Origin of the sequence: Streptomyces sp. NPDC014801, assembly GCF_043082085.1 — a bacterium.
In the GTDB taxonomy this organism is placed as follows: Bacteria; Actinomycetota; Actinomycetes; order Streptomycetales; family Streptomycetaceae; genus Streptomyces.
The window spans coordinates 374776-400740 of record NZ_JBIBXG010000010.1; the positions used below are offsets into that span (position 1 = coordinate 374776).

The 25965-nt window shown below is 66.6% G+C and carries 26 protein-coding genes and 1 tRNA gene; 16 read left to right on the forward strand and 11 right to left on the reverse strand.

Features of this window, described 5'->3' with window-relative positions; translation table 11 throughout:
- Positions 1-286: 286 nt before the first annotated feature.
- From ACF1AL_RS25560 to ACF1AL_RS25600, 9 genes are all read right to left on the reverse strand, one after another.
- Complete coding sequence (locus ACF1AL_RS25560) at positions 287-1786, reverse strand: hypothetical protein (protein ID WP_391827511.1); 1500 nt, start codon at positions 1784-1786, stop codon at positions 287-289.
- A 47-nt stretch (positions 1787-1833) separates the two neighbouring features.
- Positions 1834-2163: a hypothetical protein gene (locus ACF1AL_RS25565; RefSeq protein WP_391827513.1), complete on the reverse strand. Its 330-nt coding sequence runs from the start codon at positions 2161-2163 to the stop codon at positions 1834-1836.
- Between the two features lie 160 nt (positions 2164-2323).
- Positions 2324-2989 carry a hypothetical protein gene (locus ACF1AL_RS25570; RefSeq protein ID WP_391827515.1) on the reverse strand — a complete coding sequence of 222 codons (666 nt, stop codon included), beginning with the start codon at positions 2987-2989 and terminating at the stop codon, positions 2324-2326.
- Positions 2990-3276: 287 nt separating this feature from the next.
- Positions 3277-3999 (reverse strand): M48 family metallopeptidase, encoded by a 723-nt coding sequence (locus ACF1AL_RS25575; protein WP_391827517.1) that lies wholly within the window; start codon positions 3997-3999, stop codon positions 3277-3279.
- Positions 3986-7072, reverse strand: coding sequence for a type I restriction endonuclease subunit R (locus ACF1AL_RS25580; RefSeq protein WP_391827519.1), 3087 nt, complete (start codon positions 7070-7072; stop codon positions 3986-3988). The genes ACF1AL_RS25575 and ACF1AL_RS25580 overlap by 14 nt, the downstream gene beginning before the upstream one ends.
- A complete protein-coding gene (locus tag ACF1AL_RS25585) occupies positions 7069-8223 on the reverse strand; it encodes a restriction endonuclease subunit S (RefSeq protein ID WP_391827521.1) in 1155 nt (384 codons plus the stop codon). Before ACF1AL_RS25585 ends, ACF1AL_RS25580 begins: the two co-directional genes overlap by 4 nt.
- A complete protein-coding gene (locus tag ACF1AL_RS25590; RefSeq protein ID WP_391827523.1) occupies positions 8223-10655 on the reverse strand; it encodes a type I restriction-modification system subunit M in 2433 nt (810 codons plus the stop codon). Before ACF1AL_RS25590 ends, ACF1AL_RS25585 begins: the two co-directional genes overlap by 1 nt.
- A gap of 600 nt (positions 10656-11255) precedes the next feature.
- Positions 11256-11510: a hypothetical protein gene (locus ACF1AL_RS25595; RefSeq protein WP_391827525.1), complete on the reverse strand. Its 255-nt coding sequence runs from the start codon at positions 11508-11510 to the stop codon at positions 11256-11258.
- Positions 11507-12619, reverse strand: a complete 1113-nt coding sequence (locus ACF1AL_RS25600) for a DUF1152 domain-containing protein (RefSeq protein ID WP_391827527.1) — start codon at positions 12617-12619, stop codon at positions 11507-11509. Before ACF1AL_RS25600 ends, ACF1AL_RS25595 begins: the two co-directional genes overlap by 4 nt.
- Before the next feature lie 85 nt (positions 12620-12704).
- On the opposite strand from ACF1AL_RS25600, the gene ACF1AL_RS25605 reads away from it, so the two are divergent.
- The 13 genes from ACF1AL_RS25605 to ACF1AL_RS25665 all read left to right on the forward strand — a co-directional run bounded on the left by ACF1AL_RS25605 (position 12705) and on the right by ACF1AL_RS25665 (position 21415).
- Positions 12705-13445, forward strand: a complete 741-nt coding sequence (locus ACF1AL_RS25605; RefSeq protein ID WP_391827529.1) for a GntR family transcriptional regulator — start codon at positions 12705-12707, stop codon at positions 13443-13445.
- 277 nt (positions 13446-13722) lie between these two features.
- Positions 13723-14160 carry an ATP-binding protein gene (locus tag ACF1AL_RS25610; protein WP_391827531.1) on the forward strand — a complete coding sequence of 146 codons (438 nt, stop codon included), beginning with the start codon at positions 13723-13725 and terminating at the stop codon, positions 14158-14160.
- Between the two features lie 89 nt (positions 14161-14249).
- A complete protein-coding gene (locus ACF1AL_RS25615; RefSeq protein ID WP_391827533.1) occupies positions 14250-14978 on the forward strand; it encodes a GntR family transcriptional regulator in 729 nt (242 codons plus the stop codon).
- A 127-nt stretch (positions 14979-15105) separates the two neighbouring features.
- On the forward strand, positions 15106-15456 hold the full coding sequence (locus ACF1AL_RS25620) for a hypothetical protein (protein ID WP_046418575.1): 351 nt from the start codon (positions 15106-15108) through the stop codon (positions 15454-15456).
- 5 nt (positions 15457-15461) lie between these two features.
- Positions 15462-16835 (forward strand): FtsK/SpoIIIE domain-containing protein, encoded by a 1374-nt coding sequence (locus ACF1AL_RS25625; protein ID WP_391827536.1) that lies wholly within the window; start codon positions 15462-15464, stop codon positions 16833-16835.
- Positions 16836-16916: 81 nt separating this feature from the next.
- Positions 16917-17546, forward strand: coding sequence for a DUF2637 domain-containing protein (locus ACF1AL_RS25630; protein WP_391827538.1), 630 nt, complete (start codon positions 16917-16919; stop codon positions 17544-17546).
- Positions 17547-17564: 18 nt separating this feature from the next.
- A complete protein-coding gene (locus ACF1AL_RS25635) occupies positions 17565-17756 on the forward strand; it encodes a hypothetical protein (protein ID WP_112467184.1) in 192 nt (63 codons plus the stop codon).
- Positions 17756-17947: a mobile element transfer protein gene (locus ACF1AL_RS25640; RefSeq protein WP_391827541.1), complete on the forward strand. Its 192-nt coding sequence runs from the start codon at positions 17756-17758 to the stop codon at positions 17945-17947. Before ACF1AL_RS25635 ends, ACF1AL_RS25640 begins: the two co-directional genes overlap by 1 nt.
- Positions 17948-17957: 10 nt before the next feature.
- Positions 17958-18152: a hypothetical protein gene (locus ACF1AL_RS25645; protein ID WP_391827542.1), complete on the forward strand. Its 195-nt coding sequence runs from the start codon at positions 17958-17960 to the stop codon at positions 18150-18152.
- A 14-nt stretch (positions 18153-18166) separates the two neighbouring features.
- On the forward strand, positions 18167-18424 hold the full coding sequence (locus ACF1AL_RS25650) for a SpdD protein (RefSeq protein WP_391827543.1): 258 nt from the start codon (positions 18167-18169) through the stop codon (positions 18422-18424).
- 131 nt (positions 18425-18555) lie between these two features.
- A complete protein-coding gene (locus ACF1AL_RS25655) occupies positions 18556-19875 on the forward strand; it encodes a replication initiator (protein ID WP_391827544.1) in 1320 nt (439 codons plus the stop codon).
- On the forward strand, positions 19851-20045 hold the full coding sequence (locus ACF1AL_RS25660; RefSeq protein ID WP_316745322.1) for a helix-turn-helix domain-containing protein: 195 nt from the start codon (positions 19851-19853) through the stop codon (positions 20043-20045). Before ACF1AL_RS25655 ends, ACF1AL_RS25660 begins: the two co-directional genes overlap by 25 nt.
- Positions 20042-21415, forward strand: coding sequence for a tyrosine-type recombinase/integrase (locus tag ACF1AL_RS25665; protein ID WP_391827546.1), 1374 nt, complete (start codon positions 20042-20044; stop codon positions 21413-21415). Before ACF1AL_RS25660 ends, ACF1AL_RS25665 begins: the two co-directional genes overlap by 4 nt.
- Before the next feature lie 97 nt (positions 21416-21512).
- Here ACF1AL_RS25665 and ACF1AL_RS25670 read toward each other — a convergent pair whose 3' ends face one another.
- Both ACF1AL_RS25670 and ACF1AL_RS25675 read right to left on the reverse strand, forming a co-directional pair.
- Positions 21513-21908 (reverse strand): hypothetical protein, encoded by a 396-nt coding sequence (locus tag ACF1AL_RS25670; protein WP_391827548.1) that lies wholly within the window; start codon positions 21906-21908, stop codon positions 21513-21515.
- Between the two features lie 433 nt (positions 21909-22341).
- Positions 22342-22413 (reverse strand) — tRNA-Arg (locus tag ACF1AL_RS25675).
- A gap of 242 nt (positions 22414-22655) precedes the next feature.
- On the opposite strand from ACF1AL_RS25675, the gene ACF1AL_RS25680 reads away from it, so the two are divergent.
- The 3 genes from ACF1AL_RS25680 (at position 22656) to lysA (ending at position 25887) form a co-directional block, all read left to right on the forward strand.
- A complete protein-coding gene (locus ACF1AL_RS25680; protein ID WP_391827550.1) occupies positions 22656-23186 on the forward strand; it encodes a response regulator in 531 nt (176 codons plus the stop codon).
- Positions 23187-23500: 314 nt separating this feature from the next.
- Positions 23501-24475 (forward strand): ArgS-related anticodon-binding protein NrtL, encoded by a 975-nt coding sequence (nrtL, locus tag ACF1AL_RS25685; protein ID WP_391819567.1) that lies wholly within the window; start codon positions 23501-23503, stop codon positions 24473-24475.
- A gap of 20 nt (positions 24476-24495) precedes the next feature.
- The gene (gene lysA / locus ACF1AL_RS25690) at positions 24496-25887 is read left to right on the forward strand and encodes a diaminopimelate decarboxylase (RefSeq protein ID WP_384206703.1); all 1392 of its coding nucleotides are present in this window, start codon (positions 24496-24498) and stop codon (positions 25885-25887) included.
- Positions 25888-25965: the final 78 nt, after the last annotated feature.

Sequence of the window (25965 nt, forward strand, 5' to 3'; positions counted from 1 at the left end):
GCCACAGTTGAATCCCGGACCTGAGAACTGCGTCACACACGCGGATGCCCTGACGCGCCCTCAAAAAACGCAAGCACGACCCTCTTTACGCAAATCGCCCCAAAAACCCTGTGGCGAGAGTCACGTAGGCCGACCCGCCCCATGTGCCCCCGCTCACTCCACCAGCAGCCGTAGGAACCCCAGTCGACCCGCGTGCCCCCGGTCACACGGAGGCCGGGACACCGCCCCGATCCGCGTGCCCCCGGTCACACGCAGGCCGGGACACCGCGCCCTCCGACCCACCCGCCTACGACGACGGCAGCCCGGCACGGTCGAGCAACCGATGCAGGCGCCCGGCGCCCAGCCCCGGATTGGCCGCGGCCCCCTCCGCGGTCGAGGCATCCCAGAGCAACGCCTCGACGACCTCACCGGACAGCGCGGGATGGGCCGCCGCGGCACGACGCACACCGGCATCGGCGTCATGGAGCAGGGCGACGGGCGGCGGACGCAGCGCGGGATCGCCGGCGGCCAGCGCCCGCACCCCGGGATCCGCGTGCCCGAGCAGCTGCCGCAACCCGGTGCGGGGAAGACGGTCCAGGGTCAGCAGACAGGCCCGCTGCCGTGACATCTGGACGAACGCGTCGAGAAGGGCGTCGGGCGGCGCGAGCGGGTGGTTGAGGGCGAGCAGATGCCGCACCTGCGGATCGGCATCGTCCGCAAGACGCCGCACCAAGGACACAGGCAGCCGATGCCAGGTCGCGGCGACACGACGGAGCAGCGGTAGCCCGGACAGCGCACAGGCCTGGTACCACTCGCCGTCCGGCTCCACCACCATCTCGCCGACCACCCCGATGTCCTCGGCGGCTTGCCCGTAGACACGGTCGACGGCCCGGCACTGGGCCCAGGTACGCGACGCCGGCTGGACCCGCGCCCGCGTCCGCACCCTGTCGTCGGGATCCTCGGCGAGCGCCTGAAGCAGGACGGGACCGACGTCGGCCCGCCCGGCCACCCGCTCCCGCACGCGGGGATCGGCCTGCCGGGCGAGGCGGGCGACGACATCCGGCGGAGTGAAGGGGTTGGTGGCCAGGGACAGAAGGTCCCGCCCACGGTCGAGGCACGCCTCGGCCACGGCACAGGAGACGGCGTAGTTGCCGAGCAGCAAGGTCCGATGGTGGCAGCTGTGCTCGGGCAGCTCGGCCTCCATGGCCACGGGATCCAGGACCCGGCTGTGCCGGCGCGCGGCATCGCGTACCGCGGGAACGGGATCGGAGAGCAGGGCGTCACGTTCCTCATCACCGAGCCACAACCACCGCGCTGCCGCAAACCCCCGCACAAGCGGATCCGGATGAGCCCACATCCGCCGCAGGAAGAAAGGGGAGATCTGCCCGGAGGACACCAACTCCTGCCTGATCTCCTCCACCGTGACCGAGGCGTCACCACCGACGGGTCCCCGCCCGGTCAGCAGCCGCTCGACGACGTCGTCGGGCAGCGCCTCGACCCTCCCCACCCGCGGCCGCGGCCCGGCGGCAAGGCCGACACGGACGAACCCGTCCCGGTCGTCGACCAGCCGACTCCGCTGTACCGCCCCCACATGACGATTACGAGCGAAGAACCGCCGAACCGCCCGCTCCGGATGCACCACGACGGCGTCGACGACATCCCCCGGAAGCCCCCGCTCCTGACACAACACCTGCCAGGCCACACGCCCCTGCGGCTGCAGCAACCGCAGCAGAACATCCGAAGGAGCACCGGAGTTGGCGGCAACACCACGAACCCAGAGATCGGAAAGGCCCGAAACGGAGCACACGGAAGGATCATGCCGGACCCAGAGAGGCGTGGCCCCCCGAACCGACCTCAGGAACGCGCCCGCGCTTTCCGAGCCTGCCGGAAGTCGAGACAAGCCAAGGCGACAACCAGCAGAGGAACGACGGTCCACAACAACGCCAACCGAACCCGCCCGTCGGTCAGTACGGCCACCAGCACGACGACCACGGCCCCACCGACGAACCCGAAGAACTGCCGGTAGGACCGAAACCCACCCCGCACCGCGGCGTCGACCGCCCCCTGGTCGTCCTCCTCGGCGACCGCGGCCCGCACCGGATGCGGATCCCCCTCACGCCGAGCCTGCTGCCAGGCGAAAACCCATCGGCTGAAGACGTACAGAACAAGGATCCCGAGGAACATCCACCACTCGGTGGCACTGTCAGGCAAAGACCGAGCCAGCATCATGACCCCCCAGGTGCCCACCCCCCAGAGGAGTACCCCCTTCCACATCCCGACCGAGGAACACCGGACGCTGCGGTGGGCCGGAGGCTGAGCCGCTGCTCTCTGAACCGCCCAGACTTCAGCCCACCGGATAACCGATTGCCGCAAGATCATTTGCAAGATCTGTCAGGACAATGTCCGAGTTCAACGCCTGGACCACCGCGTCGGTCAGAGGACGCGAGGAGAAGACGTGACGAACGGCGTCCAGGTCGACCGGAACCTGGTAATAGTCCTCGGCCCACCGCTGAAACGCGTCCGGCGACCGATCGACCAACAGCTGGAAGAGGCCCCAGGCACCGTCCGGATCGCCCGACGCCTCATCAGGAAAGTCGATGACCCCCGCCCTCCAACAGTCGTCACCGGTCTCTCTCCACAGACAGGCAGTGACGACAGGCATCCCGTCCTCATCCGAGAACGCCGGTTCCTCAACGTACCGCCGGAAGACGTCAGGAACGTCATCAAGCACCCCAGGCCACGGCCCGTCCTCCACATAGGGACTCATAGGCGACTCATGAGCGAACCCCCGGACGTAGGCGCCGGCACCCGAGAAAACAATCGAGTACTCGTCACCCGACCCGTTCCGCATAGAGGCCACCGACTCGGTCGCGGACCACCGGTCGTGAAAGGAGTGGTACCGATCCCCCCACCCAGGACGCAGAACAGCCTCCACCACAGCCATGGAACGACAGTGCTCCCGAAGCACACCTATGTCCGGCAGCCCCCGAGCAACATCAAGAACGGACACCCGCCCATCCAAGCGCACCCCTCCGACACGTCAGGCCCTGATCAGCGGGTCACTGCCGAAAATGCGCACACGGTTCCGGAGGCCGTTGGCAGATCGAGCGAATTCGCTGGTGGCAGCCTAGGAGCGCCCAGAAGGAGGCCGCGCGGTCCACGGATAGTCCACCGGGGTCCGTGGATGCTGCGAGTCCGACAGAGAGTGTCGGTGCTTCACCGCTAGCTGCGGCACCTAGAGTTGGTGTCCTGGGGGAGGGGTATAGCAGCCTTGCAAGGGACGTGTATTCCAGCGGTTCAGGGCCACTGCTCCTCCGCGAGCGGTGCATTGTTCAACTGGTCACGAAGGCTACGCCAGTTTGGCATGAACCTGTCCATGAGCTTGGTGAAACGGTCGTCGTGATGGCGTTCCAGGTAGTGCACCATCTCATGGACGACGATGTACTCCAGGCAGGCCGGGGGCTTCTTGGCGAGCTCGACGTTGAACCAGACGTGTCCGGTCTCACGGTTACATGAGCCCCACTTGGTCTTCATGCGCTTGATGTTCCATTGCGGAACCGACACTTCGAGGATTGGTTCCCACTTGGTGATCAGGTCCGGGATCACGTGTCGAAGCTGCTCTCGGTACCAACGATCGAGCAGCTCCCGGCGCCGTTCTGCTGTTGTGCCGGCTGGGACGTACAGCAGCAGCCGCTCACCGTCGAGTTCGAAGTGGGCGCGCCCGGGGCGTTCAACGACCTTCATCCGGCGGCGAACGCCCCACACGTAGTGAGACTCGCCCGTGACCATCTCTCGCGTGGACTGGCGTGCGGCTGATCGAAGTTGCTCACGCTGCTCTTTGATCCACGACAGGCGTTGGATCACGGCGAGCCGCACCTGCTCATCGTCGAGCTGGTGCGGCGCAGCTACCCGAACGCGCCCAAGGGGTGGGTAGACACCGATGTGCAGGTTCTTGATGTTCTTGTAGATGACGTCGATGCCGATGCCACTGACGGTGAGATAGGCACTAGCGGTACTCATGACGTGCCTTTAGCAGTTCAAGCAGTTCATCGAGCCGGTCGAAGTCGGCGGGCAATGCTTGAGCGAGCGCGCGTCTGACCTTCTTCTCCTTCATGGCGTTACCTACCCATGAGTCGGGCTTGATGTGGAGGATGGTGGTATCCACCACCGCGGCCAGCTCCGGCGCCTGATCGAAGAAGTCGATCAGGGCACGGCGGGCACCGTTGTCGGCCCATACCGGGTACTCGGTGTCCGATTCGCCCTTACCGAGGTTGGACGCGTGCTCCAGAAGCTTCTCGAGGTACTCCTTGTAGTCCAGAGCGCCCTGCCGTCGTTCCTCGAGTATGGCGTTGAGTAGTTCCGACATCTTGTCGTAGTATTTCGGGTTCATCGGGCGCTCATCGATGATCACCTTACGCATGTTGTTGGTGATTGTCTCCGCCATAGCTTCGGGGTCCTTCTTGATACCCGAGGGAAGCTTGTCGAGCGCGCCAGCCCCCATCTCAACTATCAGCTGGATCAGCCCGGTTTCCTGGAAATCGGAGACCACCTCGGAGGGGCTGGCGCTGATGTATGTGTCGAGTAAGTGCCGCATGCCGGCCTCGTACTGTTTGAAGTCGACATTCTCGCCAGCACCGAGTTTCACCTCGTCGCGCACGTTGGCGTAGTGGGCGATCTCATCCTTGATCGCTGCAGCCTCGGCGTCGCTGTAGTCAGCGGCTTCCATTTCGTTGGCGAGATTGCCGTACGCTCGGGTAACGGCCGCGACAGCCTTATATAGCTCAACCCGCTTTGGTTCGTTGGCCTTGAGCTGCTCGGCGTTGCCCTGCTCGTGGGCGCAGAAGTACTGCTGGTACTGGAGGGTATCCTTCGGCGGTGCGACCGGCTCACAGAGTGCCCGGATCTTCTCTAGGGCCTCATCGAGGTCGTCACGGGCCTTGTCGATCCGGTCTGACAGCAGCCCCTCGATGTCTTTCTTCTCGTAGCCTTGGAGGGCGCCACCGGTGTAGTCCGTGATCGCGGACTCAAGGGAGTTGAACAAGTCTCGGTAGTCGACGATGTAGCCGTAGTCCTTGTCCTCGCCATCAAGGCGGTTCACCCGGCAGATTGCCTGAAACAGGCCGTGATCCTGCATTTTCTTGTCGATGTACAGGTACGTCGCGCTGGGAGCGTCGAAGCCGGTCAAGAGCTTATCGACAACGATGAGCAGCCGCATCTGGCCCGGGTCGTTGATGAATCGTTCCTTGACCTCTCTCTCGAACTGCTCGACTTTGCCCATTGCCTTGTCGGCAGGCTCATTGAAGTGGTCCGCGAGCATCTGCCGGTAGATCTCGTACTGGCGCAGCCGCTCGGTGGCGCCATGGCCAGAATCCTCCTTGGAAATGTCGCTGGCCTGCGGTGTGTACGACGTGATGATGGCGCACTTGCCCTTGAACCCCGCTTGGGTGAACAGATCGTAGAACTTGCACGCCTGGTAGATGCTCTGACTGACGAGGATGGCATTACCACGGCCGTCGGAGAGACGCGGCTTGATCTCCATGTCGAGCAGGATGTCATTGACTATCTGCCGGGCACGCGGCTCCGAGCTAACAACCTTCTGCATGGTGCCCCAGCGCTTCTTGAGCTCAGCACGGGAGAGGTCCGTCATGCCGCGCGTCTTGGCCTCAAACCACTGGTCGACCTTTGCCGGCGAGGTCAGGTCCTGGTCGATGTTGCGCGCCTCATAGCGCAGGTCCAGGACAACTCCATCGGCCACGCCCTCGTCGAACTGATAGGTGTGGATAAAGCTGCCAAACCTCTCTTCGGTAGTGGCTTTGTCCTCCTTGAGTAGCGGCGTGCCGGTGAAGCCGATGAACATGGCGCCCGGCATGAGTGCCTTCATGGCGTCGTGCATCTTGCCCGACTGCGTACGGTGGGCCTCGTCGACGAAGACAAAGATATTGCCCTTGGCATGGAAGTCTTTGGGAACCGTCGCTTTCAGCTCACGAATGAACTCGTTCTCAGCCTCATCGAGGGCGGCCTCGTCTTCCGAGCCGCGGAACTTATGGACCAGCGAGCAGACCAGCCACTCCTCACTCACGTTCAATGTGGCGAGGAGGTCACCACCGCTCTTGGTGCGGTAGATGGACTCGTTGACTCCCTGGAAGACCTTCTCAATCTGATCATCCAGTTCGGTCCGGTCAGTGATGAGGAGCACGCGGGCGTCCGGCTGATTCTCGCGGATCCACTTGGCCAGCCACACCATCGTAAGCGACTTGCCGGAGCCCTGGGTGTGCCAGATAATGCCGCCCTCGCGTTTGGCAATGCGCTCCTGAGCTGCCTTGACGCCGAAGTACTGGTTATGCCGACACGTCTTCTTCTGCCCTGCGTCGAAGACCATGAAGTCATGAACGAGCTCAAGCAGACGCCGCTTTGAGCAGAGTTGGGTCAAAGACCGGTCGAGAGGATCGGCGATGTTGGACGACTCCCGCCATGCAAGCCAATACTTCTCCGGCGTATCGATAGCGCTGTAGCGCAGCCCTTCGACGTCGTTGCCGGCCATGACGAGCTGCACCGTCGTGAAGAACGGACGGATGAACTCGGGCCGCTGGTTTCCGATGGTCTGCCGAATACCTTCAGAGACCGCGACCTTCGAGCGCTTGAGCTCGATCGTGCCGAAGGCGATGCCGTTGACATAGAGCACGATGTCCGGGCGTTTGGTGTGCTGCCCGAGCACTGTTACTTCCTCAGCCAGGGCAAAGTGGTTGGCCTCGGGATATGCCCAGTCGACAAGCCACACCGTCTCCGTCTGCTCACCGATGCCGGGCTTAACCTTCACCCCGTACCGAAGTAGGCCGTAGACGTCTCGGTTCGCCTCGTACAGATCGCGACCACCACCGAGCGAAGCGTCGCTCTTCAGCTTGTCGACCGCCTTGTTGATGAGATTGTCGTCGTAGCCCCGGGCGCGGAGGTTTTGCGTGAGTAGCTCCACCTCGACATTGGAGTTTGCTGCGCGGTACTCCCAGTTGCCGAGGTACTCGTAGCCCAACGACTCTTGGAACAGCTCGATGACGCGGTCTTGAGTCTTGCGCTCGGGCTGGCCGACGTTACTCATGCCACGCCCTCCTTCGCGAGGAGGCGGCTACGACCGGTCATGAGCTGTTGAGTCATGCCGTGCTTAGTCGCCTGCATCTTGGCGAGCAACCGGTCAAGCGCCTCAACGTTACGGTCAACTGCTTCAATTGCCGCGATAATTTCGCGTTGGGTGGTCTCGTCGGGAACCCAGATAGGCAGCCGCTGTAGTAGTTGGGTATCGAGCACGCCAGTTCCGCTCCCAGCCGACGACACCAGATCGAGTATTTGGGCACTCCGGGCCTGCAGTGCGTACACGAGGTACTCGGGCAGAACTCCAGGCTTAGGGATTAGTGCCTTGACATCTTGGTTGAAGCTGACCTGTCGAGTTGCCATCCCGATGCGCACCTCGCGATGCAAGGACATACCGCGCACTAGCACGAGAGTCGCACCGGCCGGAGCGAGCTTGCTTCCTGCTCGTACCCCAGCCTCTGTGAGATGTTGATCGGAATCATGCACGCGGGAGCGCTTGAGGGTTGCTGCACTGATCCACGGGATCGTTCCACCCCAGTAAGTGGGGTTATTCCGGTCGGGTGTTCCTCCCGACAACCAGGTCGTAATCGCCCCGAGCGCAGCGTCGCCTTCGGACGCCAGTGATCCTCGGAGAGTGGTCTTGCCGGTTAGAAGTTGCTGCAACATACCTCGCTTGACCGCCTGTTTTTTGGCGATCATCCGCTCGAGAGCGGCGATAAGATCGTTAGCTTCCCTCAGTGCGATCGCAATTCGTCGTTGATCTGCAGGCGGTAGATCCGGGATGCGGAGACTCTTCAACATGGTGCCTGTGATCAAGGGCTGGCCTGATCCATACACCATCCGGTTCAGATTCGCGTGTCGCAGAAACTCAGTCAGGAATTCTACACTCTGGCCGGCTTCAGGCCGGATCACGAGTGTGTTATCAGTCACCCCATAATGGCCATCGACCCGGTAGACAGAGCCAGCGTTTGCGCCAACGCGCGCCACGAGGATCGATGGGCCGGCAAACTCTACTTGATTCGTCCTGCCGATTTGCCCTGTGGATCCGTAGAGCGGGTATCGACCGTTATCATCCCTACGAGTCGTTTTGCCTGACGCGATAGAAGCGACGACAGTACTGAGCGGTCGCGTTGGCATGGATTGCGTGCTGCCGATAACCATCACTCCACTCCCATGTCTACCAAATGTTTGAATACTCTGGTTTCGAGCTTCTCGAGCTCTTTTCCGAGCATCTCCACCGTCTCCGCGTAGCGCTCGCCCAATTCCTTGATACGGCGGACGAGTGCGAGCGTGAGCGATTCAACCTCAGACGCCACGCGGCTCGTGACCGTTGCATGCCACTTGTCATCAAGCACGAGCCGCTTGACCTCAGGTTCGGTAAGGTCGCCGTACTTCTTCAGGGTCGCAAGATCGAGGGCGGCCTGGGCTTCCTTGGCTGCTTTCTTGGCGACAGCCTCTTCGTTGTACAGCTTGATCAGGTGTTGCAGCGCTTTGATCTCTTCCGCGTCAGCTCCCTTATGCTTGGCCACCTTGAGCCGCGTCGAAGCGAGGGCCTTGGAGATCTTTTCGTCATCCATAGCCTCGGCAAGCAGGCCGTCCTCGACAGCATGCTCTTCGGTGTACTCCTCGACAGCACGGCTTGCTTCCTCAGCTGCCACGTGTAGCGAGTGCACCTTGGCCTGCTCATCCGAAAAGTAACGAGCCACGATAAGCGCTGGCGGAATGAGGTCCATCTTGTACTTGGTGGCGCTGCGCCCGGAGCCAATGACGAGGTCTGGCGTCTCTGAGAGCTTGCGCTCCTTGTCCTCGATCGTCTTTCGGGGCTTCGCCGCTTCGCACCACCCATCGTTCATGACGAGGAAGACGTCGTCGTGCATGACGCCGTGCCAATAAGTCATGAGTTGCTCGTAGACGTCATACTCGTCGAGCAGAGGGGTGTTCTTGAACCGGGCCAGCAGATCGTCGCTGATCTGAGCGATCAGCTCCTTGGGGACGGTGTCCGGGTTTAGCGCTTCCAGGGCTGGCCGATGGGAGGTGAACCAGTCGTCAACTTGGCTGCGGATGTCCATAGCGAACTTCTGGAACTCGTCGGAGTCCAGGATGGCCTGTTGTACCTCAGGCACGCCGACAGCCAGGTCGCTGTAGCCGGGGCGGTTCGGCTTCATGAGCGTGGCACGAAGGCTTGGGAACGCCTCCCAGTACCCGTTGAGTGCGTCCAGGTCCCGGTCGGGGATTCCGCCGTGAAGGTGGGCGTGAAGGTCCTGGATATCCTCCGGTTCGGAGGAGTCGATGTACCGCGGGATGTTGAGGTTGTAGTCGTTCTTCGAGTCGGCGATCTCGTGGAGTGGCACCATACGCGAATAACGCTCGATCTCGGTCTGCTTGTTGAAGACGTCGACGATTTTGTGGATGTCCTGGCTCCGGAGGCGGTTCTTGTTGCCGTCCTTCATGAAACCCTTGGAAGCGTCGATCATGAAGACGCCAGTTCGCGCCTGGGCATTCTCCTTGTCGAGAACGATGATGCAGGCCGGAATGCCCGTTCCGTAAAAGAGGTTCGCGGGCAGGCCGATGATGCCTTTGATGTAGCCGCGGCGCAGCAGCTCCTTGCGAATGCTCGCCTCGGCATGGCCGCGGAACAGCACACCGTGGGGCAGGATGACTGCTGCCTTGCCGTTGCTTTTGAGTGACTTGAGGATGTGCAGCAGGAAGGCGTAGTCGCCGTTCTTCTCCGGCGGCCGGCCGTACTCGAAGCGGCCGTAGTCGTACTCCAGGCCGTTACTCCACGACTTGATCGAGAACGGTGGGTTGGCAACGGCGAAGTCGAAGGTCTGTAGCCGTGTGCCCTGCGTGAACTGTGGGCTAGTAATCGTGTCACCCTTGCGGATGTCACGGTCCTCGTAGCCGTGGAGGATCATGTTCATCTGGGCCAGCGCCCAAGTGGCGTTGTCCTTCTCCTGGCCGTAGATGGTGAGGCCACGTGGGGCCTCGTCAGCCACCTTGAGGAGCAACGAGCCGGATCCGCACGTGGGGTCGTAGACCGTGTGATCCTGCCGGGTGCCTGCTCCGATACCGACGACCTTGGCGAGTACCCGCGAGACCTCGGCCGGGGTGTAGAACTGGCCCTTCGACTTGCCCGACTCCGTTGCGAAGTGCCGCATCAGGTACTCGTAGGCGTCGCCAAGTAGGTCGTCGCCCTCAGCGCGGCTACCTTGGAAGTCCAGATCAGCGAAGATCGTCACCAGCTTGGAGAGGCGATCCTGCATCTCCTTGCCCTTGCCGAGCTTCTCCTCGTCGTTGAAGTCGGCCAGATCGATGACCTTCTCAAGACCGTTGGCCTCGGCGAGCTTGCCGATGATCTTGTTGATCTTGTCGCCGATCTCCTTATCGCCCTTGAGGGCGACCATGTCATCGAAGGATCCGCCGGCGGGGACGTCGATCAAGGAGTTCGGGTCGGACTTGGCCTTATCCGTCACGTACTTCACGAACAGCAGCGTCAGGATGTAGTCCTTGTACTGACTGGCGTCCATGCCGCCGCGCAGCTCGTCGCAGCTCCGCCAGAGCGAGCTGTACAGGTCCGACTTCTTGAGAGCCACTACTACGCCACCTCCTTGCCTGCGTCGAGATCGGAGCCTGATCGCAATCCCGCGGCGAGGTGTACGTGTGACCTGTCCATCCTGCGGCGTCCATCCTAAAAAGTGCCATTGGGTGACAGTGTTGTCACCGTTTGCGATGCCCAAGTCGGGCGCCTCAACGATAGCGTCGGGTTCCGGCCTGGGATGCCGATAGTGCGTGACGCTCAGGGGCTTGGCCGCCGTCGGACAGTCGATCGCGGCAGTGAGGGACACCAGTAGGGCGGCGGAGCGGCTTTGGGGTGGCGCTGCTTTGGCGCGAGGGATCATGGCCCCGTAAGCTTTCGGCGCGTCGGGCAGTCTGTGGACCTGCCCGGTAAAGCACGACGTTGGGGCCATGATCTTCGAGGCTCGCGCCAAAGTGGCTCCGTAAAGCCGTGGAGCCGACCGCCCCAGCCACGACGTACCCCTTCTCTGGCATCAGGCGGCTGACTGCCGTGAGCGCGGCACGGGCGCCGGCCGGGCTGGAGCGGGACGGAGGCAGGAGCGCAGGCCCGGCCGGGGGCCGGGCCGCGCGCGGTGAGCGGAGCGAGCCGCCTTGAAACCCGTGAAGAAAGTTGTAACTCAGGCTGCTGGGCCTGGTTGGTCCTCTGCAGCTCCAGAGGCTTTGGCTCTCGCCATGCTTCGGGACTCCGCCGCGGCTCGCTGAAGGGCCTTGGCCACCTGCTCGGCGTCGTCGGCGGACAGCTGGATCTCTTGCGTCCAGAGGATCGACAGTCTGATGTTGCCGGTGACCAGATTCAGGGCCACATCGGCTTCATCGCCGGCGCCGGTGACGTCCCGTGCCTCCAGACTGGGATCGCTTCTGAAGACACTCATTGCGCCTGCTGCTCGCCCTCGACTGCTGACAGCTCCCATAGAGGCGCCGCGTACTGATGCGGCCTCTTCTCGATAAGTAGGGCACGCAGGTTTTCACGCTGACTGCCGGGTAGTCCCAGTGCCTCGGTGAGCCGGCGGAAGGTCGTGTGGGTGACTCCGCGGGCTCGGGCTTCGCTCTCGAACGGGTCGAGCTGGGCCCAGACCGCGGCCGGTTCCAGCTTGGCCGGCTGCTGCTCCATGAGCCACAGGGCCTTGTTGCGCTCGTAGTCGATCTCCGAGTAACCACAGATCTCACGGCTGTGGGCCTCGGCCTCGTCCAGGCTGGCGGTCGTTATGACGGCTCGGGCCAGCTGGTTGCGGCTCACGGCGTCGTCCAGGTCGACCTCGTGCACAGTTGGGCTGTCATCCGTGAGCGGTACGGGGAGCCCTGCGTCCCGGATCTCGCATGTGCCTCGCACGCCTCGTGCCGCCGCTGCGAGGAGCGCGGTCGCCTCGGACGGGTGCCACTCCAGGACTGCGCTGATCACCTCTGCGTCGCTTGCGGTCAACGTGCGGACGACGGGGCCTAGCACGTCACGTAGGCCTTCCGGCGGAAGTTCGCCGTCCAGACCAGGGCCCGCCACTAGGAGCCGCACGGGTGCGTTCACCTGGCAGCACGCTGCCAGCGTGAGGGCGTCGGCGAGTGGGCTCTTCAACGTTGGCTCGTCGCCTCGCGCGAGTATGTCTCCGCCCACGTCCAGGAGGTCGATCGACTCGGGCTCCAGGTGGCTCACGAGGTCTTCTAGTTGGCGGGTGAGGCCCTCTGCCCCCTGGTAGGGGTCGAGCAGTGCGAAGGTGTGAGGGAGCTCCGCCGCAAGTCGGGGGAGTGTGGAGCCTGCGGGTGCGATTGGGCGGGCTTGCGCCGACATCGCCCAGACGGACGGGGTGAGATGTTCCAGGCCGGTGAAGTCGGCGGGTCGCCGCGGGCCCGGTTGCGGGTCAATCACGAGGCGGTCCCAGGAGTAAGTGAGGATCACCGCCTGGTCCTCGTCGCCGTAAAGGGCGGCGTGAAGCATTGCGGCGGCGACTGCGTCGCCCCCTCCTCCTGCTGCGACGATCAACCGCGTCATGCCTTCAGACTACGGGTTCACAGGTTGGCCACTCACCCTATAGTGGCTAAAGGCCATAGCCACTTGGACGAGGAAGGGAGGGGAGATGCCGCAGATCGAAGAGGCTCAACCGAAGTATCTCCAGATCGCCCACTACATCCGTGACCAGATCCTTCGGGGTGACCTGCGACCGGGGGACGAGGTTCCCTCGGAACGGCAACTCGCCGCGGACTGGAAGGTGTCCCGGCCCACGGCCGCGCGGTCACTGGAGGCGCTGAGTCATCAGGGCCTCGTCGAGAAGCGCCAGGGCTCGGGGACGTACGTGCGCAGCCTTGAAGTGAACCGACGTGCACGCGAGTTGTACGGGCGTGCCCGGCAGACCGGGAAGATCTACACGCCCGGGGAGTATGCGGTGATCACCTCGGCCGGTTGGCTGGAGGCTCCGGACCACGTCGCTGAGGCTTTGGGCCTGGTGAAGAATCGTCGAGCCGTGCACCGCCGGCGCGTGACGAACAATCAGGACGGCCCGATCACCCTGTCCACCTCGTGGTTTGCCCCGGAGATCGGTCAGCGCGCGCCCAAGCTCCTAGAACCCGACCGTATCCAGCAAGGGACGCTCATGTATGTCGAGGAGATGACGGGGCGCCAAGGCAGCTATGCGGAAGACCGCATGTGTGCTCGGGCTGCCACGGACGAGGAAGCGGCTGACCTGCGGTTGGCGCCTGGGTCCGCGGTCCTCATCGTCCATCACGTCGTCTTCGACCTCCAGGACCGGCCTCTGGAGTTCGCCGAAGCCACCTATCCGCCGCACCGCTGGGCGTTCGAGCAGGGCTACCCCCTCACCTGACGACTCGCCAGTTCCGGCGAACCGCTTGCACTCCCAAGTGGCCAATGCCACTATCCACGAAGTGGCTAAGGCCACTTGTATGGGAAGGGGGCACGACGTGACGCGTCGGCGGCCGGTGCAGGAGGCGGGATTAGCTTGCCGGGGGTGTCGGGGGCGTGGGTGGAAGCGCGTCGGCTCCCGAACGGTGCTGGCGCTCTCCACGGCCAATGACCGCAGCCGTGCCACGTCGAAGCGGCGCTGCCTCGATTGCGACGGCAGCGGCAAGGAGTGAGCACGCATGGCCTACACGATCGACCGTTACCCCTGCGAGGACTCACCGCGGCTCGGAGCGATGACCCTGCATCCCGAGCCGGAGTCCGTACCCCGCGCGCGACGCTGGTTCCGGAAGTTCATCGCTCCGTACAACCCAGCCTGCTCAATCGACGACTGCGCGCTGTTGATCTCGGAGCTGGTGACCAACGCCATCCGCTACGGGAAGTCGGATGAACCCTGGCTTGTGCGGGTCGAGTGGTTCCGCGAGGCCACCTCGCTCCGCATCGAGGTGCACAACCCGGGTTTTCCGGCGAACGTGCGACTGCGGCACCCGGAAGCCAACGACGCGCACGGACGGGGTCTGCTTCTGGTCGACTCCATCGCCGACTCCTGGCACTCCGGGCCCAGCCACTTCGGCGGAACGGTCGTCTCCTTCGTGGTGGCCGATGCCTGGCCGGCGTGACGGGATAGCCCACCCCTCCTACTGCGGACTGGAAACTGTCGTTAGTCTGGTTGACCAGTTGACTTGGCCAATCCCGACGGGCGGCGTTCATGGCGTATGAAGTGGAGCCACCGAAGTACGTGCGCCTCGCGCAGACGCTCCAGCGTCGCATCGAGGACGGCACGTATGCGCCGGGCAGTCGTGTGCCGAGTGAGAACCAGCTGGTGCAAGCCTTCGGCATGTCCCGCCCGACTGTCGTGCGAGCGCTGGAGCTGCTGAAGCGGGATGGCTGGCTCGAGTCCCGGCAGGGGTACGGCACGATTGTCCGGGTCCGCCCGGAAGTGGTCGAACAGAAGGATCGGCGGGGGCGTGAGGCGCTGGAGCGCGACGAGTCGCATGGCGCGGGCCGTCTGATCGACGTCAGGCACGTGCCTGTTCCTGCTCGGGTCGCCTCAGCGCTCGGCTTGCCGAAGAAGGCCGAAGTCCTCCTGCGCCGCTTTCTGATCGAAGAGGACGGCGAAGCTGTCGAGTTGGTCTCGTCGTACTTTCCTGCCGGCCTGGCCGAGGGCACTGAGCTGGGGGCCGACGAACCTTTGAGCGGGAGTACCCGCGAACACCTCGAAGCGCGGAAGAAAGTCCGCTTCGACCATGTGACCGAGAGGGTCTCCGCTCGGATGCCCGAAGCGCGTGAGGCCGAGCTGCTGGATCTGCCGGACGGCGTTCCCGTGCTGAGCATCCTGGTCGTCGCCTGTGACGCCTCCGGCCGGGCCTTGCAGGTCTCTGACGTGCTCCTCCCGGCTGACCGGCAGGAGCTTGAGGACACCTACCGCCTGAGCTGATGCCGCCTCTGGGCAAAACTCCCACGATTAGCAACTTGACAAGTCAACCTGGCATCCCTAGCTTCGAACTTGCTAAGTCAACTTGTCAGGCTGGCAGGTTGATCACCTCTCAGAAGGAGCAATCCCTGTGCGTGTGATCCGCGTTGACGCCTCAACCGCCACGATCCTGCTCACCGAAGCGCCGGCGCCGAAGGTTCGGGACCGGCAGACCGGCGAGATCGCAAAGGATGCGGTGACTGGTGAGGCGCTGATGACCGTCGGCGTCGTCTACATCGACGAGGGCGAGTCGTCACTGATCCAGGTCACCGTCCCGGAAAGCGGCGTGACCGAGGGACTGACGGTCGGTGCTCCGGTCTCGCTGCCGGGCCTGGTGGCGCGGCCGTGGCAGAGCGTCTTCAACGGCCAGGAGCGGCACGGCATCGCCTACCGGGCGACCGCCGTTGCCCCGGGGGCCTTCCCGATGGCTCAGGCGGGCTGATCACCGTGACGGACCTGGTGACGTTGGCCGAGCTGGGCGGTCCGCTCGCTGCGATAGGCGGCGCCGCCTACGCCCGGCACGCCCACCCGGCGGCGTACTGGCCCACGGTCGGGCTGCCGCTCTCGGTGGCCCGGCTGCTGGCCTCGTACTCCTCGACCATGGACGCCTGCGGCCTGACCGTGCCGCCGGCCCGGTGGCGGGCGCTGGCCGTCCGGGCGACCACCCGCCGTGAGGTCCGGCCGGTACCTCCTCGTCGGGGCATGATCCGGCCCACCACGACCGGTCTGCGTATGCGGCTGCGGCTGGCTCCGGGCCAGGAACCGGCGGACGTGGCGGCTTCGGCCGAACGTCTCCGGCATGCCTGGGGTGTCCACGCCGTCCACGTGCGGGACGTCAAGCCGGGCGTCGTCGAACTGCGGCTCGTCGGCTTCGATGTGCTGCGGAAGGTACGGATGCCCCGTCGCCTCGACAGCGGCCCGCTTCAAGTCCCGGTGGCGTTACGGGAAGACGCGACCGCGTTTGTACGGGACTACCGGACCGTGCCCCATGAGCTGGTGCTCGGTGCCACGCTCTCGGGCAAGTCCATGTACCTGCGGAACCTGCTGACCCGGCTTGCTGCTCAGCCGGTGGTCCTGGTCGGCATCGACTGCAAGCGCGGGGTCGAGCTGGCGCCCTTCGCGCCGCGGCTCTCCGCCCTGGCGACCGACCCGGACCAGGCGGCCGAGCTGCTTCCCGCGCTCGTGAAGGAAATGGAGGACCGGTACGACCTGATCAAGGCCCGGCAGGGCATCGCGCCCGGCACCCCGGAAGAGCTGATCACCTCGGATGTCTGGGGACTGCCGGAGGACGAGCGTCCCGCTCCGATCGTGCTCTTCATCGATGAGGTGGCGGAACTCTTCCTCGTCGCCACGCGGAAGGAGGAGGAACGGCGGGACGAGATGGTCACCCAGCTCATCCGCCTCGCCCAGCTCGGCCGGGCCGCTGGCATCTACCTGGAAGTGTGCGGGCAGCGCTTCGGCGCCGAGCTGGGCAAGGGCGCGACCATGCTCCGCGCTCAGCTCACCGGCCGCGTCTGCCACCGAGTCAACGATGAAGCCTCGGCGAAGATGGCGCTCGGCGACATCGCCCCTGAGGCCGTCCTCGCGGCCTGCGCCATCGCCCCCGAGCTGCCCGGCCTGGCCGTCGTCGGCGACACCTCCGGCGGCTGGTCCCGCATCCGTACCCCCTACCTCTCCCTCGCCGACGCTGCGGCCACCTGCCGCGCGACGGCTCACCTCGCTCCCGACGTACCGGCGCTCGACCCCTTCCGGCCGTACGTCCCGCCGCTGCCGGTGGAGGCGTCCGGGCCCGTGGCCACGGCTCGCCCGGTCACCGAGTAAGCGCACCCGCCCACGGCCGGCACGGCCGTCCCGTGCCACGTCCCTACCCCCTCCATGCCTGGAACCGGAAGGAGTCGCGCCGTGCGTGCCCTGCCCGTCCGCCTCGACGCCGTACTCGTCCAAGCGGTGATCGCCGCCGCACTGTCCTTCGCCCACCTGCACGACCTGGCCTCGGCTGCCGGACAGCACGGATGGAAGGCGTGGGCGTACCCGGTCTCCGTCGATCTGCTGCTGGTGGCGGCCTGGCGGCGGCTTCGCTCCGGCGGGGCGAATGCGGCCGGGTGGTGCTGGTTCCTCGTCGCCCTGACCGCCTCGCTCGGCGCCAACGTCGCCACGGCCGGGCTGCTCGACTTTGGCGCCGTACCGGCCTGGCTGCGCATCCTCGTCGCCGGATGGCCCGCGGTCGCCTTCCTCGGCGGCACGCTCCTCGCCCACGGAGTGACCGCAGACGCCCCGACAACGGAGCGCGCGTCGGCTCCGCAACCCACGGCGCCCAAAGCCCCCGCCTCTACAGCCGAGTTGCCCGCTGCCGAGCCCGAACCGGCTCCGCCCTCCACACCCTCGGTCCCGCCGGCGCTCGTCGCGCTCGCGCGCAAGGTCGCCGACGAACACCGCGCCCGGACCGGAACGCCCATCGACACCTCGACCCTTCGCGCCCGGCTCGTCGTCCCGCTGCCGCTGGCCGAAGCCATCGTCACCCGACTCACCTGACCCGGAGGACTCTCCACCGTGCGCCCGTCCACGCTCCGCGCGCTGCAACGCGCCGCCGAGCTGACCCGACAGAACCGCCTCACCGAAGCCGTGCTCATCGCCGAGCCCGTGATCCTCGCCGCCGACAGCTACGAGGGCGACGAGATCTTGCGCTGGCTGGCCGAGCACGTCACCGACTTCACCGGCGAAGACCCGAAGGAGACCCGTTGATGACCGCCAACCGCCGCTTCCGCCGCGTCGTCCGCATCGGCCCCGTCCAGGTCGCCACTTACTACGACGGCCAGGGCCGCGAGAAGCACACCGCCGCCTGCACGGCTCCGCGCTGCGGCTTCGCCACGGACTACGACAGTCGCGCCGCCGCCGAGCTGGCCGCCCGCACCCACCGCTGCGCCGTCCGCTGAGGGAGCTTTTGTGACCGTCTCGCTGCCGCTCGTCTTCGTCCTGGGCGTCATCGCCTGGGCCGCGATCAAGTTCCTCGGCGTCCGGCTCTGGGCCGCCGTCGTCATCGCGCTGTTCGGCTTCTGGCTCTCGCACACCTTCCTCGCCCCCGCCATCGAATCCGGCACCCGCTCCGGGGTCGGTGTCGTCAACGGCACCCACGAGTGACAAGGAGATCCACCGTGCTCCGCCCCAAGCTGCCCGACGCCCCGACTCCGCCGGCGACAACCGTCACACCTCAGCAGGCACAGGCTCCGGCCTCCTCGGCCGGCCGCCCGGTCGCCCCGTACGTGGGCGTCGGTGTCGGAGCGGTCGCCGCCGTGGTCGTCGTCGGGATCGTGCTCACCGCGCTCCTGGCGGCGGTCGCCGTCTCGGCCGTGTCCGTGGCCATCGCCGCCGTGGTCCTGCGCTCCCTCCTCAGCAGCGCGCACAGGCGCTGACCGGCCGCCGGGGCCGCAACAAGCCGCCAAGCATCCCGCCGCCCCGGGGCCGTCCCTCCCGACCGTCGAAGCAGCCGAAAGGAAGTCCCATCATCACCCGGCAGACTCCGCCTCCGCTGGCGGAACTCTCCATGCTGGCCTCCCTCGGCACCCTGCCCGAGCTGGGCCGCCAACTGTCCGGCCTGGGCGGCTGCACCCGCCCCGTCCGTCTCGACGGCCACCGCACCGCATACGCGGTGGACCGGACGACCGGCGAGATCGGCCGCGTCCTGCACCACCTGGACTCGACGGCCCTGCCCGCCGGTCAGCTCCTCGTCCGCTGCAACAACCGCCGCGCCACCCGGTGCGCGGCCTGCGCCGAGACCTACCGCCGCGACACCTACCACCTGATCACCGCCGGATTGCGCGGAGGCAAGGGCACGCCCGAACGGGTCGCCACACACCCGCGCGTCTTCGCCACGTTCACCGCCCCCAGCTTCGGCCCGGTCCACAACCGTCCTTCCGGCGGCCGGAACTGCCGTTGCGGGGTGCGGCACGAGGAAGGTGACGCCGTCCTCGGGACGCCCCTCGATCCGGAGTCCTACGACTACGAAGCGGCCGTGCTGTGGAACGCGCACGCAGGTGCCCTGTGGCGGCGTTTCTCGATCTACCTCCGTCGGGAGGTCGCCAAGCGAGCGGGCCTCACTCAGCGGGCCTTCCGGCACCACGCCCGGATCTCCTTCGCGAAGGTGGCCGAGTACCAGAAGCGGGGCGCCGTCCACTTCCACGCAGTGATCCGCCTCGACGGCCCGGAGGGCGGAGATTCCGCCCCTCCTGCCTGGGCCACGGCCGAGCTGCTGTCTGATGCCATCCGGGCTGCTGCCACCACCGTGCGAGTCGACGGACCGGTGGTCGACGAGCGGGCCCACACCTTCGTCTTCGGCCGACAGCTCGACGTCCGCACGATCCGCTCCGCCGACTTCGACGACGGCCAGGAGCTGAGTGAGCGGGCGGTAGCAGCGTACATCGCCAAGTACGCCACCAAGGGTGCGGAGACCGCGACCGGCACCCTGGACCGTCCGATCCGCTTCCTCGCCGAGCTGGCCCAAGCCCGGATCACCGAACACGCCCGGCGCATGATCCGCACCGCCTGGTCCCTGGGCGCCCGCCCCAAGCTGGCAGACCTCCGCCTGCGGGCCTGGGCCCACATGCTCGGCTTCCGCGGCCACTTCTCCACCAAGTCCCGCCGCTACTCCACCACCCTCGGCGCCCTCCGCGACGCCCGCGCCGACTGGCGCCGGGCCCAAGCTTCGCCGCCCGTCCCGCAGGACGGCGAAACCACGCTCGTCCTCGCTCACTGGGTCTTCGCCGGTACCGGCCTGTCCCGCGCCGAAGCCTGGCTTGCCGCATCCCTCGAACCCGCCCCCGGAACGGAAGGAGAGCCGACATGGACACCCGTCGCGACGAACTGATGACTGTTCACCAAGTCCTGGACGAGCTGGGCGGCGTTTCTCGCCGGACGTTCTACCGCTGGCGTGAGCTGGGGCAGGGGCCGGCCGCGTTCAAGCTCCCCAACGGCGAGCTGCGAGTCTGGCGGAGCGACTTCACTGCCTGGCTGCGGCAGTTGGAGGCGGCTGCGTGAAGTCCCTCGACGTGAAGGTGTGGGGCGTCCGGAAGAGGAATACCAAGAAGTCCTCGTATGACGTCCGGTGGACTGTCGCCGGAACCGTGTTCTCCGAACAGTTCCGTACCAAAGGGTTAGCGGACCACTATCGTTCCAAGCTGCTCCGCGCCACTCATGCCGGCGAAGAATTCGACACGATCACAGGGCTACCCGACTCCATGGTCGAGAAGGCGGCCTCGATGACCTGGTACGCCTTCGCGCTGAAGTACCTGGCCATGAAGTGGCCGCACGCGGCGCCGAACACGCGCAACGGGATCAATGAGGCCCTGACCGCTGTGACGATGGCCCTTCTCGACGATCGCCCTGGGCAGCCGTCCGAGGAACTGATCAGGAAGGCACTCCGCAACTGGGCCTTCGTCCTTCCCGGTCCGGACGAGCGCGAATTGCCGACCGAGATCGCGAACACCTTGCACTGGGTGGCCAAAGCGTCGCGCCCGCTCTCGGACCTCGGTGACGCCGCGATCGGCAGGGCCGTCCTGGACTCGCTCAAGCTGAAGCTCGACGGGACGGCGGCGGCCGCGGAGACCGTTCGGCGCAAGCGTCGGACACTCGTCAACGCGATGCACTACGCGGTAGACCTCGGGGAGTTCAAAGAGAACCCGATCACGGGCATCCGCTGGAAGAAGCCGAAGGTTGCCGGGGAAGTCGACCCCCGGGTGGTCGCCAATCCTGAGCAGGCTCGTTCCCTGCTGACTGCGGTCTCGTACGTCGGCGGGTACGGCCGCGCGCGTGGTCGCCGGCTCGTCGGCCTGTTCGCCTGCATGTACTACGGCGCTCTGCGCCCGGCTGAGGCCGTCGGCCTCACTAGTGCAGACCTGAAGCTGCCCGAAGTCGGCTGGGGGACGGCACTGCTGAACCGGACGCGCCCCAGTGTCGGCAAGCAGTGGACGGACTCCGGCGAGACCCACGACGACCGGGGCCTGAAGAACCGACCGGCGGAGGAAGTCCGGCTCGTACCGATCCCGCCCCACCTCGTCGCCATCCTCCGGCAGCACCTCGACACCTTTGGCACCGCCGACGACGGGCGGCTGTTCACCAACGAGCGCGGGGGAGTGGTCGGCTCCTCGACGTACTACCGCGTCTGGCAGGAGGCCCGTGCGCTGGCGCTCCCGCCGGCCGTGGTCGCCTCGCCGCTCGCCGCCCGGCCGTACGATCTTCGGCACTCGGCCCTGTCGACCTGGCTCAACTCCGGGGTGGATCCCACCGAGGTGGCCGAACGTGCGGGCAACAGTGTTGAGGTCCTGCTGAGCCGCTACGCCAAGTGCATCGATGGACGGCAGGAGATCGCCAACCGCAAGATCGAAGAACTTTTGCGCGAGTACGAGTGACTGAGCTCGACCTTCGCTTTCAGCCCCCTGGAGTTATCCAGGGGGCTTCGCTTTCAGTATTGTCCGGATGGGCGGCTGTACCTCTCACCAGCACAATTCAAGGCGTTGCGTGGCCCGTCTCCCGCTCGGCTAGTGCGGAACGGTATAGCTGGACGATCTCTGTGTCTGAGAGTCGCGCCGCAGCTCCGTGAATTCCCGCTTCGCGGCTGAGCCATTGGACTCTGTCCAACAGTTCAGTACCTGGGGTACCTCGTCGCCAGGCCACGATGTGGTCATTCTGGCTGCTTGGCAAGCGGACAGGCAAGTGCTCCAACTGTCGAGCACGCAGGATCTCGGTGATGTGCGTGAGAGCCACCCCGCGCAAGCTCCGGTGTTTCCCGATGCGGCGGAGTTCTTGCATCGAGAAGAGCCCGATCTCGTCGCGGCCTGCAAACGTTTCGATGATGCGCGCGGCTTCGCTATCGGCAGACAGGCGTTCGACTGCAGTCGTCATCGTCCCCCCTTGGGCGTGGCAGCAGCAGGCAGCCTAGAGCGCGGCTGGCACGGACGTACGGCGAATGTCCACCGAACCAACACCTGCACGGCCTGGCCCTGCAGGGGACAGCTTCTGGATATTGCGTGGATGCCCGGGGTGGACGGCACGGCTCTGGGCTGTGATTGGTGTGAGTGGTCATGACTGCTTCCGCCTGTCTACGGATCGAGCAGGCTTGCCACCCTGCCTGCTGGAGCCAGCGGGGACTCTGACTCGTGAGCCAGGACTTCCTGTTTGCAGGGCTGACCTGGGCAGACGTCTCAAGATCCTGTCCACGAATAGTCCACAGACCCCGTCCTAGGGCCGCTCAGCGCTGCATGCGCCTGCACAAACGCGAAGACCCCGGCCTCAGCGTTTCCGCTGGTGACGGGGTCTTTGGGCACCTCATACAGGGTGCCCCCGGCAGGATTCGAACCTGCGCACACGGCTCCGGAGGCCGTTGCTCTATCCCCTGAGCTACGGGGGCGTGTCGTTCGCGGTGGTCGCGGTGACGGGTAGAACACTACCAGCTCCGACGGGGTGGTCATGAACGGGTTTCGCTCGTGGTGTCGATCTCCGTGCGGGGCGGTTCGATCTTGCCGCCGGTGGGGCTCGTCGGTCCTGCGTGGACCGAGCCATGGGCTCCGGGCCGGCGGTCCCCAGCCCTTGCGTCAGCCCCCGCGGCAGCGGGTCGCGTCAGCCTCGTGACCTCCGATACCCCCTCACGGGGTGGAAGTCGGCAAAAGCCGGACGCGGTGGGCGGTCCGGACCTACTCTCGAGTTGTGCCAGGCGCGTCGGGCCGGGTGCTTGTTGTGGACGACAACAAGGTCATCCGGCAGCTGATCAGGGTCAACCTCGAACTGGAGGGTCTCGAGGTCGTGACCGCGGCCGATGGTGCCGAGTGTCTGGACGTCGTGCATCGCGTCCAGCCCGACCTCGTGACCCTCGACGTCGTCATGCCCCGGCTGGACGGGCTCACCACCGCCGCCCAGCTCCGTGCCGACCCCCGTACCCGGGACCTGCCCGTCGCCATCGTCAGCGCCTGCTCGCAGTTCGAGGTCGACGCCGGCCTCGGTCTCGGCGTCGACGCCTTCCTCGCCAAGCCCTTCGAACCCGGGGAACTCGTCCGGGTCGTACGGGAATTGATCGAGCGCGGGCGCGAGCGCGGTGGCGGGGAGGACGGGGCTGTGGTGTCCGGGGGGTCCGGTGGCGCTCCGGGGGCTGAGGACTCCGACCACGCAGGGCGCGGCGGTAGCTAGTGCGCAAGGCGCGCTGCGGCGGCTGACGGCTGACGGCAAGGTGTCTGGCGGCTGGTGGGCTGACCGACGACTTTGGCCATCAGTGGCACCCCCACCCCACCCCACCCCATCAGTGCCACCGCCCACTCCACTCCATCAATGCCACCCCCTCACTGCCCGCGCCCCCCGAGACCCACCCCACCCCCTCACTGCCCCCGCCCCCCGAGACTCACCCCACCCCTGAGACCCACCTCACCCACCACCCCCGTCCACATCCCGGACCCCACGGCAAACCGGCTCGCCTACCCACCCCCCTCCTCCCCTACGCTTGTCCCGTGACCCCCGGCGAGCTCTCCCGTACCGTGCTGTGCGCGGTGCGTCGTGCTGTCGACGACGGGGAGCTCAGCGTGTGCGTGCCCGAGCGGGCGCTCGTGACCGTGCCGGGGCCCGGTGGGTGCGGGGACTACGCCACGAACATCGCCCTGCAGCTCGCCCGGCCCGCCGGCAGGCCTCCGCGGCAGGTCGCCGAGGTGCTGCGGGACCGGCTCGTGCGCACCGACGGCGTCACCCGTGTCGAGATCACCGGGCCCGGGTTCCTCAACATCAGTCTGGGCAGCGGGCAGGCCGCGGACCTCGTCCGGCGCGTCCTGCGCGACGGGCTCGCCTACGGGCACGGTGACACTCTCGCCGGGCAGGTCGTCGCCCTGTGCGTGCCGTACGAGATCCGTGCCGAGGTCGTCGCCGACGTGCTCGCGCGGATCGGGGCCTCGCAGGGGGCCCGCGTCGAGATCGCGCACGGTCACGGCCGGGACGTGAACCTGCGGCCCGTGCCCGCCCCGGAGGATCCCGCCCCGCTGGGTCCCGACGCCGCCCGCTGGGCGCTGCTGCACCCCGCGCCGCACGACCGGCCCCGGATCACCGCCGACCATCTCGTCCAGCGGGAGGGCAACCCGCTCTTCCGCGTCCGTTACGCGCACGCCCGCACCCGGGCCCTGCACCGCAACGCCGCCGATCTCGGGTTCGCCGCCGAGCCCGGCCCCGTCGAGGACGGCGCGCAGCTCGTCGCCGCCCTGGCCGATCACCCCCGTGTCCTCACCGCCGCCTTCACCCAGCGCGGCCCGGACCGGCTCGCCCGGCATCTCGTCACCGTCGCCGATGCCACCCTCGCCCTGCTGCCCGCCGTGCTGCCGCGCGGCGAGGAGAAACCCTCGGCCGCCCACCGTGCCCGGCTCGCCCTCGCCGAAGCCGCCGGGACGGTGCTGGCCGGCGGCCTGACCCTGCTCGGCATCGACGCACCCGAACACCTCTGAGAGAGAACGCAGAGAAGATCATGAGCCGTTCCGCGCATCCCGCCGGGCCCCGTCACGCCGACGTCCTCCCCGAGGGGCACTACTCCGCCCCGCCCGCCGACCTCAACGCCCTCGACCCCAAGGTGTGGGCGCAGACCGTCGAGCGCGGTGAGGACGGCGTGCTCACCGTCGGCGGGATCGACGTCAAGACGCTCGCCGAGACCCACGGCACCCCCGCCTACATCCTCGACGAGGCCGACTTCCGGGCCCGCGCGCGGGCGTGGCGCACCGCCTTCGGGCCCGGCGCCGACGTCTTCTACGCCGGCAAGGCGTTCCTGTCCCGGGCCGTCGTGCGCTGGCTGCACGAGGAGGGGCTCAACCTCGACGTGTGCTCCGGCGGGGAGCTGGCCACCGCGCTGTCGGCCGGGATGCCGGCCGAGCGCATCGCCTTCCACGGCAACAACAAGTCCACCGAGGAGATCCGGCGGGCCGTCGCCGCCGGGGTCGGGCGGATCGTGCTCGACTCCTTCCAGGAGATCGTGCGCGTCGCCCACATCGCCCAGGAGCTGGGCACCCGGCAGCGGGTCCAGATCCGTATCACCGTCGGTGTCGAGGCGCACACCCACGAGTTCATCGCCACCGCCCACGAGGACCAGAAGTTCGGGATTCCGCTCGCGGGCGGGCAGGCCGCCGAGGCCGTGCGGCGGGCGCTGCAGCTCGACGGGCTGGAGCTGATCGGCATCCACTCGCACATCGGGTCGCAGATCTTCGACATGTCCGGGTTCGAGGTCGCCGCCCACCGCGTCGTCGGACTGCTCAAGGACATCCGCGACGAGCACGGGGTCGAGCTGCCCGAGATCGACCTCGGTGGTGGTCTCGGTATCGCGTACACCAGTGACGACGACCCCCGTGAGCCGCACGAGATCGCCAAGGCGCTCACCGAGATCGTGACCCGCGAGTGCGAGGCCGCCCGTCTGACCACCCCGCGCATCTCGGTCGAGCCGGGCCGTGCCATCGTCGGGCCCACCGCCTTCACGCTGTACGAGGTCGGCACCGTCAAGCCGCTCGACGGGCTGCGCACGTACGTCTCCGTCGACGGCGGCATGTCGGACAACATCCGCACCGCGCTGTACGACGCCGAGTACAGCGTCGCGCTCGTCTCCCGCTCCTCCGACGCCGAGCCCATGCTCACCCGGGTCGTCGGCAAGCACTGCGAGAGCGGTGACATCGTGGTGCGGGACGCGTTCCTGCCGTCGGACCTGGCGCCGGGCGACCTCATCGCCGTCCCCGCGACCGGGGCGTACTGCCGGTCGATGGCCAGCAACTACAACCACGTGCTGCGTCCGCCGGTGGTCGCCGTGAAGGACGGCGAGGCCCGGGTGATCGTCCGGCGCGAGACGGAGGAGGACCTCCTCCGGCTCGACGTCGGGTGACGGGCCGCGGGGTCCACGGACGGCGGCGGAAGATCTTCCGGCTTCCGCCCCGTCCGGAAATGAAATAAACGTCTCACA